Here is a 14,200-nt window from a genome sequence, read left to right as displayed (position 1 = left end):
AGAGTGGAGGATCTTAAACGTGGCGTTGACTTCTTTCCTGACGGTTGGGGATTCAAGGAGATGCAACAGTACACACGTCGCAATTTACAACTAGCCGACTCATATGTCGCAGACCTGAAGGAAGGTCCAGCGTTGAAATTTTGCAAGGTACCACTAGCGCTAGCTCATGCTACGGTAAACCTCATCGCTGTTGGTGGAAACAAATTAACGAGAGATGCGGTTCTAAAAATTGTGAGTCGTGTGACTGGATAACATGATTTTCCATATGTAGACGTAAATAAGAAGTAAGCCGGTATCCTAGAACAGTTTGGATTTCGAATGAAGTCGGAAGCAGCAGCTTTCGGCTATTTTGTTTTTCACAAATAATTCATAATGAATATATTTCCAAAATCTTGGATGCATGTTAAGATCAATACCATAATTATATTTCGTATGCGAAATATTCGTATGCGAAATAACTATTGATCTTATGTTTTTTAAGGGGGAAGTGGTTTGGAAGAGGTTAGAGATCTTGTCGCTGAATTTACTAGGCTGCATAAGCTGCGTGTATCTTTAATGTATAGGGAACTTCAACGGGAAGAGTTAACGGGACCGCAGTTGTTTATTTTACGGGAATTGTTTATGAAGGAGCCGAGAAAGCTTGGGGATCTCGCTCATTCCGTGCAGCTCAGTAATAGTACGGTTTCCGGTATTGTGGATCGGTTGGAACGTGATGGGTTGGTGGAACGCAAGAGAGATGAGCAGGATCGAAGAATTGTCTGGATTGGTACGACAGATTTTTGTCAACAGATGAAGAAAACGAAGCTTGAGACGATAACCAAGGAGTTCTACGAAGGTTTGGAGATGGCATTTACACCTGAACAGATTGCGACATGTAAAGAAGTGGTCGGAAGACTCATTGAACATTTGGAGAAAAAGCTGGAGGGAACGGAATGAAACGTAAATTGGTTCTAATTATTATTCTAGCTGTTATGGTTATTAGCGGAGGCACTATCGGCGGTTATTACTGGTATCAGGGCGCTAACTATATAGCGACAGACAATGCCCGTCTCTCGGGAGATATTTATCGTGTCATGCCTCGAATTGCGGGCAAAATTAATACGCTAGGCATAAAAGTAGGCGATACGGTTGTGGCGGATCAAATCGTCGGACAGCAAGATATTACGAATTTATCGAATAGCTTGCTCGATCAAGCGACTTTGCGCACTCCGATCGGAGGAACGGTGATTCAAACCGCTGCTAAAGTTGGCGAAGTAGTCGCTCCCGGGCAATCGGTCGCAATGATTGTGGATAAGAGCGCCTTATTCGTATCGGCAGATATTGATGAAACGAAGATCCAAAAGGTACATATTGGGCAGTTGGTAACGTTTAGTGTGGATACATATAGTGGAACAGAGTTCCAGGGGAAAGTAATGGAGATTGGTCAAGCAACAGCGTCTACCTTCTCATTGCTTCCGACAACGAGCTCAAGCGGGAACTTCACAAAAGTTACACAGCGTTTGAATGTAAAAATATCTATTGACGATCATAAGGGATTAGATTTGGCGCCAGGCATGAATGCTGCGATCAAAATCCATATCAAAGGGGAGTAAAGATTACCCATGAAAAAACATCTTAACGTCGTTGTATCTTTAAGTGTTCTGGCTGGTTCCCTTATGCTTGCTAGCGGCTGCAGTTCTTCACCAACTAGCACTGCACAAACAACAACCCCTTCAGTCAAGGTGATTACGATCGGCAGTTTGAATGCAGCAGGGGCGAGCGGTAAATTAGCGGCGGATCAAACGGTTCAAGTAGTGTCTAAAATAGGAGGTAAAATTACTTCTGTTGCTGTAGATGAAGGAGCGAAAGTAAAAAAGGGTGATTTGCTTGTTCAACTCGACACCGAAGATTTAAGCCAGCAGTTGGATCAAGCGCAGGCCGGACTGACGGCTTCGCAGGCGAAATTGGCAGATACGGCAGCCGGCGCCCGTTCACAGGATTTGCAAGCGGCAGGTGCGGCAGTTGAGCAAGCCAAAGCGGCAATTAATCAAGCCAAAGCGGGGGTGTCGCAAGCGAAAGCAGCTTATGATCTCGTAACCAAAGGGTACAATTATGCGAAAAACTTTTATGATCAAGGCGAAGTGAGTACGGACGATCTGGATAAAGCGTCACTGGATTATGAAAAAGCAAAAGCAGCTTATGAATCCGCTATATCGCAGCAACAAGGAGCGAACGCTCAATTGTCTGCCGCAGAGGCTAAACTAAGCTTGGCCAAAGAAGGCGCGACTGCAAATACGTTGGAGCAATTGAAAGCCGACGTCTCAGCGAAGCAAGCCGCTTTGATGCTAGTTCAGAATGCGGTGAAGAATGCTGGGGTAGTTTCGCCAATTGATGGTGTCATTGTAAAAAAGAATGTAAATGTGGGAGAAATGGCACAAGCAGGGGCAGCTTTATTGACGGTTGTAAGCATAGATCAAGTGAAAGTGGAAGTCAGTGTCCCTGAAGGAATGGTCAGTTCCATTAAACAAGGAGAGAAAGGAACCGTGACGGTACCCAGCATTCCAGGTAAAACGTTCGAAGGCACAATCACATTTGTTAGTCCGATTTCTGATACGAATAACAATACCTTCCCTGTTAAGTTAGTAGTAGGCAACCCTGATGGATCCTTGCATGCGGGAGCTGTTGCCAGTGTTGCTTTTGGAGCAAGCAGTGGCGATAATGGCGTTGAAATACCGAAAGCCGCCCTTTTGCAAAAAGACGGCAAGACGGTCGTTTATAAGATTAGCGGTGACACAGTTCATCCTGTAGAGCTGAAGACAGAAGATAAGAACCAAGATTGGGTATACCTCAAAGGGGATGCGATATTGAAACCCAATGATAAGATCGTCTTGAATCCAAGCGATAAGCTAACGGACGGTACCAAGGTTCATGCCGAGTAAAGGAGGCTGCAAGGATGTCATCTGTATCGACGGAAGCGGTTACCCCCGAGGTTAAGCCACAAGAGGAGAAAATAACAGGTTACCAATGGTTAGCTCTATTAGTACTCATTCTAGGTACATTTCTTGCGATTTTAGATAATAGTTTGATGAATGTTGCGATACCAAAGTTAATGGCTGTCTTTGGCTCTACGTCGACACAAATTGAATGGGTTGTTACGGGCTACATGCTCGCTTCAGCGGTTGTTGTACCCATGGGTGGTTTTTTATCAGATCGTTTTGGTTACAAAACAACGTTCCTGACAACGGTAGTTGCTTTTGTTATTGGCTCGATTTTATGCGGGATCGCTTGGAGCGACACCAGTCTTATCATATTTCGTATTATTCAAGGACTTGGCGGAGGCTTTATTATGCCTGTTGGTATGGCCATGCTCTACCAGATTATGCCCCGCAGCAAAATTCAAGTTGCTATGGGCATCTGGGGGATCGCTGCTATGGCGGCGCCTGCCATGGGACCTACGTTAAGCGGATATTTAGTCGATAACTTTAGCTGGCGTTATTTATTTTACATCAATGTTCCAATTGGAATTATAGCTGTAACTCTTGGTTTCATTTTTTTGAAGGAGACACCCAAACGAGCAGGGATTAAATTTGATTTTGTCGGCAGTATTTTATGTATGATTGTTTTCAGCACCCTGCTACTTGCCCTAACGGACGGTCAATCTGATGGATGGACATCACTCTATATTGTCAGCTTGTTTTTCATCTCGATTTCCAGCTTTATCCTCTTAATTTGGGTGGAGCTTGGCAAAGATAATCCCATTATGGATTTCCGATTGTTCAAGAACCCTATTTTTGCCCTAAGCTTAGCGGCTTCGAGCTTCGTTATGATTTCTATGCAGGGCGGTGTTTATATGATGCCGATTTTTATGCAAAATGTAACGGGGTTGACGCCTATGCAAACGGGGTTGGTCATGATGCCGCAGTCGATTGCAATGGCCTTCATGATGCCTGTTGCAGGAAAATTGGTCTCCAAATATGGTGTAGTTCCGCTTGGAATAATAGGCTTGGCCATTATTGGCTGCACGACCTTAGAGCTGCATGTCCTTTCTCAACAAACGCCTACGCATTGGATAAGCGGTTTGCTCGTTATTCGCGGTATTGGCATTGGTTTATGCATGATGCCGCTGACTTCCGCGGGAATGAACACCTTGCCGAATCATATGATTGGCAGGGCGTCCTCGGTATCTAATGTTATCCGTAATGTCATGGCATCGCTTGGCATTGCGTTGTTGACCAGTAATATGAATAATGAAGCGACACAATTCGGGGCCAGATTCAACGAGTCGATTTCAACGAATTCGCCGGCATATACAGATCTTCAAACGAACGTCGTACATCGTTATTTGGAACTCGGGACGGATGCAAGTTCAGCGACCGGTGGTGTGGTTGGCGTTTTATACGGACTGGTGCAAAAAGAAGCTTTGACAAGAGCCATTGCGGACACATTGATGCTTTCTGCAATACCGGCGTTCATTGCCATTATTTTAGTCTTTTTCATGCGCCAGAAAAAGAAACAGCAGGCGGCAGCACAGGAAAGCGCCGATTCTGATGCTCAGCACCATGTCATGATTGAAATGTAAATATATGCTCATGAAGAAAGTTTTGCTAAAGCAAAACTCTTAGGAGGAAATAAACGATGAGAATTCAATTCAAACAAGCAGCGATGACACTCGTTTTGTCTTCCTCGTTGCTGATTTCGGGACTTCCCGCTTTAGCAGATGGAGGAGATCTAACAGCAACAACTGCAAATGCAGCTGCGGTTCAACTGATAAGCGATAACCTTCAAGTAACGGTGGAGGGTGTTTATAATGAGAAAACGGCCAGCGGCGTGCGTCTCGGCGCTGTCATTCGAGTAAACAACACTAGCAGTCAAACGCTGCGTATTCCTGATTATGAGCTTAGAGTAAAAACGACAGATGGTATTGTTTATAGCTTACGTGCAAGCAGCAGTAATGCACGTGGTGTGCAGCCCGATTCTGAAGTCGAGTTGACTTATTTGAAAGTAGTTAACCGACAAACAGAAGTGAATTTGAGCAATCTCTCGCTTGTAGATGTCAATTACGATGTGTATCCGAAGCAGGAGACAACCTTGCTCACGACTCCATTAGATGGAGCGGTGTGGAATGGCAATCATGGAGAGTTTAAAGACGCATCGCATATGAAGAAGTGGGGGGAAATCTTCACCATACCGACACTGGAATCACCGCTTCAATATAAAACGGTGGATATTACGAAAAGTAACAGCAATGATGGCGTTGTGTATGTCGTGAAGCTCTTGGTATCCAACCCGAGCGATCAAATTGAAACGGTGCCAGTGCTGGAATTGGATGGTAAGTCCAAAACAAATGTATATTCAGGCAAACAGGTTGAAGCAGACTCTGTGAAGCTTGATGCAGGTGAGAGTAAATATGTGCATTTTGCGATTCGGGCGGATATGGATACCGTACTAGACAGCGTTAATGTTCTGACATCGGAAAGCTTTACACAAGCCGATGCGGCAGGCAGTGTGAAGACCTCGAATTTCCATATTGGTAAACTGAATATAGGCTTGCCTAGCACGAAGACCGTAGCGGGCAGCTATACCTATGGGACTCCGATTGCTTTCGAAAAATGGAATGACGTCATTAATCAGGATCTGGACGTTGCATTGGTGGAGCTTCATGTTGCAGATAACCAAGATCAAGGAAGTAAGCTGGCTTTTGCCAAGTTTACTTTGACGAATAAGGGATTAAGTGAAATTCCCGTGCCAGCCTTCCAAGCGATGTTATCGAGTCCAACAGGCTTTGACTATATGGGATCCAGACAAAGTGACGTGGAGAAGTCTGTTGCCCCTGGAACATCAACGGTTGTTAGCTATGCCTTTGTATTGCCAGTAGCTGAAACTAGCGATGTATTCACGATGAAAGTGCAAAACGTAATCAATGGTGAGGCTAGCGGAGAAACGACGCCGACCTTCAAATCAACGATTGCCTCCTATCAGGTAACAGCACAAGGGCAAGATGACAGACATAAAATTTCCCTATTTCCATACGCTGTCAATATTAAAGATTATTACTTGGCGCAGATTACGTCTCCAGGACAGACAATTGCAATCAACTATACATATAAATTGCAGTTATTTATGGACCTCATTCGTGATCCACAAGTGTTGGTCGACAACAACTTTTCTAAGTTGAAATTTGAGCTAGTGGATCCTTCCGGAAGCATCCTAGGTTCTAAGACATTCCCTTTCACAGGAACTGATCGTTTAGTGAATGGGAAACAGACGCTAACCTTTAGCAATCTGACTACAGATCAAATTCAAAGTAATGTCATTGTTAGAGTATATGAAGCGTTGAATACACCTTCAGGTGAAGTGGATCGTCTGATTGCGGAGTTAAAATAACATTTATGAGATTGAGGAATCGGGACACTGCTGCGAGCTCTGCTGATTCGGATAATAGTAGGCGCCGAGCTTCCTGATTTACGCCAGCGTAACTCCATATTGTCCTTGCAGAAGCATGTACAGAACCAAAACTGAGTCATGGTCAAAAAGCTTCGGCATTCTCGTGCCGCGGCTTTTTAACATTTCATCAAAGAGCCAAATGGCATAAAGTGTTGTTACACATTGCTTACTAACGTTGTCATGCGGAGTTTAAAAATGTTGTTGACGGGACACCAAATAGTGTCATATAATCAAAGTGTCACCAAATGGTGTCCAATTAGAAGTTAGCCATGTGGAAAGTTTGTAACCTGAATAAGTTTCACTTGAAATAATTATGAGGAGGAAATAAGATGAGTACGTTCATTGGTACGGAAACAACCGCAAAAGTAGAAACCCAGCCCCGAGGAAAAATGATTGCTTATTGGTCAGTCACATTACTACTCGCAGCAGCTCTTATGTTAAGTGGTATCGGGCAACTGATGCAATATGGGGGAAACATCGAGTTAGTGAAGAATCTTGGTTACCCTTTATACGTCTTGACCATTCTCGGGATTTGGAAAGTGCTTGGAGTCATTGCTCTCATCGTGCCAGGTTTTCCTCGGCTTAAAGAATGGGTTCACGCTGGTATCTTCTTTTTAATGACCGGTGCGGCTTTATCTCATGCGTTTGCTAGCGATTACGGGTTTCCTATTATCCTTCCGCTTTCATATGCTGCACTAAATATCGCCTCGTGGGCGCTGCGTCCGAAGAGCCGAAAACTTTAAGAAGATGATGAAATCAACGGCTGTCCCTTCGTATCATCAAGAGATTTCGACAACAGAAAATAATATTTTGGAGGGGGCGCTATGAGCGAGAACAACCAGTTGCGAGATGTGTTTGATGCGATTGCCGATCCAACTAGGCGTCGACTGATTCGTCTGTTAGCAGAGGCAGAAGAGATACCGCTTCATGAATTAACGGTACAGTTTCAAATGGGCCGTACAGCGGTATCCAAGCATTTGACAATCCTTAAAGAAGCCGGACTGGTACTTGACCGAAAAGTCGGCAGAGAAACACGATTTAGGTTAAACGCCTTTCCACTCAGAGAAATTCAAGATTGGGTCGCTTATTACAGTAATTTTTGGCGTACGAATATGCTGCGCTTGAACCAACTATTAGAGGAGGAAGAAGAATGAGTGGTGGAAGGCCATGGCGGGATTCCTGCCGTGGCTCTGTTGTCACTTGCTGATGTAAATATGGTCGGTTGCTTTTCATTCTAGACTGTCAGCTGAACGAAAAATTGAAGAGGGGTGTTCCATGATGCCAAAGAGTAGAATGAATCCTAAGGTTGATGGATTTTTAAGTAAAGCCAAAAAGTGGAAGGAAGAATTTGAGAAGTTGAGAAGTATCGTTCTTGACTGTGAGCTGACCGAAGAAATAAAGTGGATGCATCCATGTTACACGTTTCAGGAAAAAAACATAGTTTTAATACATGGATTTAAAGATTATTGTGCGCTTCTGTTTCACAAAGGTGCCTTGTTACAGGATGCCCATGGGATTCTAATCCAACAAACGGAGAATGTACAGGCGGCGCGCCAGATTCGGTTCACCGATGTTCGAGAAATAGATGAAATGGAAACCATCTTGAAAGCCTATATTTATGAAGCCATTGAAGTTGAAAAAGCCGGTTTGGAAGTGAATTTTAAAAAGAATACAGAATACATAATTCCTAAAGAATTTCAAAATAAACTCGATGAAATCCCTGCCTTGAAAACTGCTTTTGAAGCATTGACGCCGGGACGGCAAAGAGCATACCTTCTTCATTTTTCTGAACCCAAACAATCCAAAACTCGAGAGTCAAGGGTTGAAAAATGCATGCAGCAAATTCTGGGTGGAAAGGGATTAAATGATTAGTAGAACGAGAGCGCAAAATAATAACAGGCTGCCGGAATTATCGGCAGCCTGTTGAGCTAATCGGCAGTTTCCTGGAATAGCGTTAGAATTTTTCTAACACAATCTTACCTATCGATCTACCTGTTTCCAATTTTTCATGTGCTGCACGTAGGTTTTTTGCATTAATTGGTTCTAGGCGTCCAGTTAAAGTGGTTTTTATTTTACCATTATCGATTAAGTCGGCCAGTTCATTCAGCAGCTCGTGTTGTTTGATGATATCTTTGGTATGGAACAATGGGCGGGTAAACATAAGCTCCCATACAAATGTGACACTTTTAGAAAACAGCAGGTCCATATCCAAGCTTCCCGTCCAAGAAGCCTTATCTGCAGGAACGATTGAACAAATCTTACCTTGAGGGGCTACGACCTCTGCCATATTCGCCAAATGTTGTACCGTGTCATTTAAGCAAAATATATAATCGACCGTCTCAAATCCAATATTTTTGAGTTGTGATGCAAAATGGCTATTGTGGCTGATTGTGAAATCTGCCCCTTGATTTTTGGCCCACTGGATGGACTCAGGACGTGAAGCGGTACCAATTACAGTTAGACCTGCTAATTTGGCAAGTTGAGTAGCAATCGACCCTACTCCTCCTGCTGCCCCGATAATAAGTATGCTTTTATTTTTGTTTTCTTCTACGCTATGATGGATTCCTAAACGATCAAATAAACCCTCCCAGGCAGTAATCGAGGTAAGCGGTAAAGCGGCGGCTTGTGCGAAATCCAAACATTTCGGTTTGTTTCCCACAATTTGTTCATCTACCAAGTGAAATTCACTATTAGCCCCAGGGCGAGCCACACTCCCCGCATAATAGATCTCATCTCCAGGTTTAAACAATTGACATTCAGGTCCAACTTGTTCCACGATCCCAGCTGCATCCCAACCAAGAATTTTGGGTGATTCTTCTTCATAGTTGTTTTTCTCTCGCACGCCCAAATCGGCAGGGTTGACAGAAATGGCTTTCACTTCAACCAGTAGATCGCGTCCTGTAGGAACCGGTTTTTCAATATACAGATCAACAAGGCTCTCAGGGGCGGATATAGGGAGATATCGGTAAGCGCCGACTGCTTTCATTTTCTGGTGATTACTCATATTTTTCTTCTTCCTTTCAAGCTGGTATCTCGTACGTTTGAATTATATGTTGTATACTTACTTTTAGGAAGTACGCATAATTTTCTTATATAGTATTAAAAATCATACCATTGGAGGGAGATAGAGTCATGGGAGATCGAAGAAACAAATACGGTGCTAATCCAAACATGGCAGGATGTCCTGTGGAGACAACGCTGGATGTCATCGGGGGTAAATGGAAAGGGATCATTCTCTATCATCTCATTGACGGAACGAAAAGATTTAATGAATTTCGGCGTCTCAATCCGGGTATTACGCAGTTTATGCTTACATTGCAGTTACGGGAGCTTGAACGGGATGGGATCATTCATAGAGAAGTTTATAAAGAAGTACCGCCAAAAGTGGAATACTCACTTACTGATTTTGGAAAGACGTTAGTACCGATCATAGTAGCTATGAAAGAATGGGGAGAGATTTATAAAATCAGACTTAACGAAATTAGAACACCACAAGGGGAAGATGCTTGAATGTTCAAAAGGGGAAATGTTGTCTGATAACTTATAATGATGAAACCCACAGTTTTTTTTGGAATGTCAAATTATTGCCATTGCTGCCATTAGTCTGTAGAATGTTTAGTAAATATCTGTTTATTTAAATGGCGAAAGTATGTGATAGCATGGTAACGATTAAGGATATCGCGGATAAAGCGCAAGTTTCGAGTGCCACAGTTTCACGCGTTCTAAATAACGACATGACTTTGCAAGTTGCAGAGGAAACCAGGCAGCGAATCATTGAAGTTGCTAAGCAACTGGACTATAAGAAAACGAAATCACGTGCAAATAAGAACCTTGAAACAGAAGCTGAAAAAAAGCAAAACATCGGATTAGTTGTCTGGGGCTCAGAACAGTTGGAGTCCTCAGATCCTTACTTCATGTTCATTCGTCAAGGAATCGGCAAAGAATGTGCAAAGCAAGGTATTACCGTTAGCAAGGTGATGTTCATGGATGACTTTGATATGAATATCGCTGAGGAGTTGGATGGCTTAATCGTCATCGGCAAAGTGCATATCGATTTGCTGAGACGATCGACTCAGATCCCGCATATTGTTTCGATTGATTATGTGTTAGATGACGAATACGATTCCGTTATGTTCGATCTGCGCAAAGCGACTAGACATGCTATGGATCACCTTTTTCAGCTTGGTCACCAGAAGATCGGCTACATTGGCGGAATCAGTTACATTCGCACGCTAGAGGGCAAGGTTCATAACATTGATGTACGTCAAAAAGAATACGAAGTGATCATGCGGGAAAAAGGATGGTTCGAACCCACCCACCTGTTTGTGGGCGACTGGCGCACAGAGCAAGGCTACCTTTTGATGAAGCAAGCATTAGAATTGGATGATCGTCCAACTGCTTTTTTGATCGGCAGCGACCCTATGGCTATAGCCGCGCTCAAAGCATTGCAGGAATCTGATATGAAAGTGCCGGACGAAATTGCCATCGTAAGCTTCGATGATATTCCCCTAGCTTCGTTCGTTTCCCCACCTCTTACAACCGTAAGAGTGCTTACGGAAGATATGGGGATCACAGCTGTGAAGCTGCTGGTTGACCGTTTCAACGGCCGAGATGTTCCTCTCCATGTCACTATTCCAACAAAACTTATCATTCGTGAGAGTTGTGGAACAAAAATAAAATCGTAGTAAATAGGAAGAAGCCGTCTACTCTCATCTGTATAGATTTGAGGGATGGCTTTTTTTTGATTTTATTTAAATTTACTGAATACCGAATAAAAACGATTGAGAAAGTATCGTTTAAGTGCTAAAATCTAGTAAAGATTTAGTAAATTCATTTATTTTGTGATGGAGGAACCAACATGAAAGAGGAAGCTTTGAATAATTGCACGTTACAAGCAGGTCCATACACATTTCGATTATCGGGCTGCAGCGAACAATTTCGTGGCTCGATGACTTCGACGACCGTTCAGGAGGGTGTAGAACTTATTCAAATCAGGTTGGAAGGGGAGAACCCGCAACAACCGCCCACGATCGAATTAATTTGGCATCATCCTGGTATAGATATTCAGGGCAGCTGGTATCCTAGCGCATATCGTTCCAAGAGACTTCGAGTGGATTGGGAAGATGGAGTCGTTTCCAAATCAACGTATTCTGCTCCAGTCTTTAGTTTATTTAACGTACAGGGCAGCAACCGACTGACTTTCGCATTCTCTGACGCGCTCAATTCAGTAGCCTTGTCAGCAGGTGTCAATGAGGAGACAGCCACGTTCCGCTGCGGGGTCAAGCTATTTTTCGAACCTAGTGCACCTATGTGTGTTTACGAAGCGACTTTGCGATTGGACACGAGAGAAATGGCGTATTATGAATGCTTGGATGATGTTCAAAAGTGGTGGGTATCCCTTCCTGGTTACACGCCTGCACTTGTACCTGAATCTGCCAAACTTCCCATGTATTCAACTTGGTACAGCTTCCATCAGCAGCTTACTTCGGAAGGGATCGAGCAAGAGTGTAGACTAGCCAAACAATTAGGCTGCGAAGCCGTCATTGTTGACGATGGCTGGCAAACGTCCGATAACACGCGCGGCTACGCTTATTGCGGAGACTGGGAAGTATGTGAAGAGAAAATTCCCGATATGAAAGCCCATGTTGAAAGTATTCATCAAATGGGGTTGAAATATCTATTATGGTACTCGGTTCCTTTTGTTGGATTCAAGAGTAAGAATTGGGATCGCTTTAAAGACAAATTGCTAAAGAAGATCGATAGCTTGCAGACAGGTGTACTAGATCCGCGGTATCCTGATGTACGGGAATTCATTATTAACTTGTATGAAACAGCGTTGGCGGAGTGGGATCTTGACGGGTTTAAGCTTGATTTTGTAGATAGCTTCGTTGGAACTGAAGAGACGACTTATAAGGTAAACAGCTCGATGGACTACATCTCAATTCCTGAGGCTGTAGACCGCTTAATGAGCAGTATTATCGACAGATTGAGACTCATAAAGCCTGATGTCATGATCGAATTCCGTCAAAATTACATCGGCCCCTTAATGAGAAAATACGGGAACATGTTTAGGGCAACGGATTGTCCGAATGATGCGATCGAAAATAGAATCAGAACGCTCGATGTCCGGTTACTTAGCGGAGATACGGTTGTTCATTCCGACATGGTGATGTGGCATCCTCAAGAACCGGTTGAAAGCTCTGCGCTGCAAATCGTTAACACGCTATTTTCTGTTCCGCAAATTTCTGTTTTGCTGGATCGCCTACCAGAAGAACATCTTCAAATGGTGCGGTATTGGCTATCTTTTTGGAGAGAGCATCGCGATGTGTTGTTAGATGGCCGTTTGAAACCCCAGCATCCAGACTTTCTCTATCCATTCGTCATCGCCGATAACGAGCATAAAAGGATTGTTTGCGCCTATGGCGATGTAACTGTCAAACCAGGCGGCAATCATCCCGAGCTTGTTCTGTTCGTGAACGGAACATTGAATTCTCGTATTTATGTGGAGATGGAAGAGGATTGGGGAGAGAAATGGGTTGAGGTTCGTGATTGTAAGGGTCAATTGATGACGAAGGAACGTTTGGAACTGAAAGCTGGCATTCATCGTTTGGATATTCCCCCTTGCGGCGTGGCAACGGTATTCGAATAGCGTCAAAAATGTATGGAGAGTATGTGATGAAGATAGCCACGATTAAAGATATCGCCAGAATCGCTAAAGTTTCTTCTGCTGCGGTTTCTAGGGTGTTAAACAATGATATGACGTTCAATGTACCCGATGATACAAGACATCGAATTATGGAGACGGCAAGTAAGTTGAACTATCGCAGAAATGAGCGGAAACAGAAAAATGAGCCAAATGACATGCAGCAATTGAAATTTGGTTTAGTGATCTGGTGTTCCGAGCAGATGGAATATTCGGATCCTTTCTATTTATCTATCCGGCAAGGCATCGAGAAGGAGTGCGTAAAGCACGGGATTAACATTAGCAGTGTGTTCCGATTTATGGATGAATCTAACACGAACATAGATGCCCATCAGTTGGACGGATTATTCGTGATAGGGAAGGTGCATATCGATATCATCAACAAATCGACTCGTACGCGAAACATCGTTTCTATCGATTATGTACTCAGTGATGAATTTGATTCCGTGATGTTCGATTTGCCCAAAGCGACCAGGCAAGCTTTGGATCACTTACTTCAACTAGGTCATCGAAAGATTGGTTATATTGGCGGGATCAGCTATATCCGAACATCAGAAGGCAAAATGTTCAATACGGATGCTCGGCAAAAAGAGTTTGAAGTCATTTTGAAAGAAATAGACTTATTCAATCCTAATTATGTGTTTGTCGGTGATTGGCGCGCCGAAGTAGGGTATGAGCTAATGAAACAAGCGCTGGAGGCGGAAGATGTGCCTACCGCCTTCGTCATTGGCAGCGATCCTATGGCGATAGCTGCGCTTAAGGCAGTGAGCGAATCTAATTATAAAGTGCCTGACGATATAGCAATTGTCAGTATTGACGATATTCAACTAGCTTCGTTCGTGACTCCTCCATTAACGAGTATCAAAGTTTTTATGGAAGAAATGGGGGGAACAGCCGTTAAGTTAATGGCCGATCGCATGAGGGGGCGTGAACTGGCATTGCATGTAACCATTCCAACGAAACTTTTGATGCGAAAGAGCTGCGGTGCCGACACTGCGGACACTTGATAGCACGATTAAGCGTGGTAAAGCGAATAGATGAGTCTGTCGCTTTACCTTTTTTAATTAATTTTTT

Annotated in this window: 13 protein-coding genes and 1 pseudogene; 13 read left to right on the top strand and 1 reads right to left on the bottom strand. The window is 43.6% G+C overall.

Features of this window, described 5'->3' with window-relative positions:
• The 9 genes and pseudogenes from ASG93_RS23745 to ASG93_RS23705 all read left to right on the top strand — a co-directional run.
• Positions 1–252: pseudogene (locus ASG93_RS23745) on the top strand (phytoene/squalene synthase family protein); the annotation flags it as partial.
• A 240-nt stretch (positions 253–492) separates the two neighbouring features.
• Positions 493–936: a MarR family winged helix-turn-helix transcriptional regulator gene (locus ASG93_RS23740; RefSeq protein ID WP_056835912.1), complete on the top strand. Its 444-nt coding sequence runs from the start codon at positions 493–495 to the stop codon at positions 934–936.
• Entirely contained in the window at positions 933–1,592 is a 660-nt protein-coding gene (locus ASG93_RS23735; protein ID WP_056835907.1) for an HlyD family secretion protein, read from the top strand. Before ASG93_RS23740 ends, ASG93_RS23735 begins: the two co-directional genes overlap by 4 nt.
• A gap of 9 nt (positions 1,593–1,601) precedes the next feature.
• Positions 1,602–2,918: an efflux RND transporter periplasmic adaptor subunit gene (locus tag ASG93_RS23730; protein WP_056835905.1), complete on the top strand. Its 1,317-nt coding sequence runs from the start codon at positions 1,602–1,604 to the stop codon at positions 2,916–2,918.
• 14 nt (positions 2,919–2,932) lie between these two features.
• Positions 2,933–4,558: a DHA2 family efflux MFS transporter permease subunit gene (locus ASG93_RS23725; RefSeq protein ID WP_056835903.1), complete on the top strand. Its 1,626-nt coding sequence runs from the start codon at positions 2,933–2,935 to the stop codon at positions 4,556–4,558.
• A gap of 56 nt (positions 4,559–4,614) precedes the next feature.
• Positions 4,615–6,363 carry a hypothetical protein gene (locus ASG93_RS23720; protein WP_056835901.1) on the top strand — a complete coding sequence of 583 codons (1,749 nt, stop codon included), beginning with the start codon at positions 4,615–4,617 and terminating at the stop codon, positions 6,361–6,363.
• 389 nt (positions 6,364–6,752) lie between these two features.
• Entirely contained in the window at positions 6,753–7,166 is a 414-nt protein-coding gene (locus ASG93_RS23715) for a DoxX family protein (RefSeq protein ID WP_056835898.1), read from the top strand.
• 81 nt (positions 7,167–7,247) lie between these two features.
• Positions 7,248–7,577: an ArsR/SmtB family transcription factor gene (locus ASG93_RS23710; protein ID WP_056835896.1), complete on the top strand. Its 330-nt coding sequence runs from the start codon at positions 7,248–7,250 to the stop codon at positions 7,575–7,577.
• A gap of 124 nt (positions 7,578–7,701) precedes the next feature.
• On the top strand, positions 7,702–8,295 hold the full coding sequence (locus tag ASG93_RS23705) for a YdeI/OmpD-associated family protein (RefSeq protein WP_056835917.1): 594 nt from the start codon (positions 7,702–7,704) through the stop codon (positions 8,293–8,295).
• Positions 8,296–8,377: 82 nt separating this feature from the next.
• Here the strand turns inward: ASG93_RS23705 and ASG93_RS23700 are convergent, their stop codons facing one another.
• On the bottom strand, positions 8,378–9,427 hold the full coding sequence (locus tag ASG93_RS23700; RefSeq protein ID WP_056835894.1) for a zinc-binding alcohol dehydrogenase family protein: 1,050 nt from the start codon (positions 9,425–9,427) through the stop codon (positions 8,378–8,380).
• A gap of 128 nt (positions 9,428–9,555) precedes the next feature.
• Between ASG93_RS23700 and ASG93_RS23695 the strand changes: the two genes are divergently transcribed.
• The 4 genes from ASG93_RS23695 to ASG93_RS23680 all read left to right on the top strand — a co-directional run bounded on the left by ASG93_RS23695 (position 9,556) and on the right by ASG93_RS23680 (position 14,133).
• Complete coding sequence (locus ASG93_RS23695; protein ID WP_056835892.1) at positions 9,556–9,933, top strand: winged helix-turn-helix transcriptional regulator; 378 nt, start codon at positions 9,556–9,558, stop codon at positions 9,931–9,933.
• Between the two features lie 149 nt (positions 9,934–10,082).
• Positions 10,083–11,108, top strand: a complete 1,026-nt coding sequence (locus ASG93_RS23690; protein WP_056835891.1) for a LacI family DNA-binding transcriptional regulator — start codon at positions 10,083–10,085, stop codon at positions 11,106–11,108.
• Positions 11,109–11,281: 173 nt separating this feature from the next.
• A complete protein-coding gene (locus tag ASG93_RS23685; protein ID WP_056835889.1) occupies positions 11,282–13,072 on the top strand; it encodes a glycoside hydrolase family 36 protein in 1,791 nt (596 codons plus the stop codon).
• Positions 13,073–13,098: 26 nt separating this feature from the next.
• Positions 13,099–14,133, top strand: a complete 1,035-nt coding sequence (locus ASG93_RS23680; protein ID WP_056835887.1) for a LacI family DNA-binding transcriptional regulator — start codon at positions 13,099–13,101, stop codon at positions 14,131–14,133.
• Positions 14,134–14,200: the final 67 nt, after the last annotated feature.

It is taken from the genome of Paenibacillus sp. Soil787 (genome assembly GCF_001429545.1).
Lineage (GTDB): Bacteria > Bacillota > Bacilli > Paenibacillales > NBRC-103111 > Paenibacillus_E.
The sequence above is the reverse complement of the archived record's forward strand: the minus strand, read 5'-3'. Positions and strand labels throughout refer to the sequence as shown.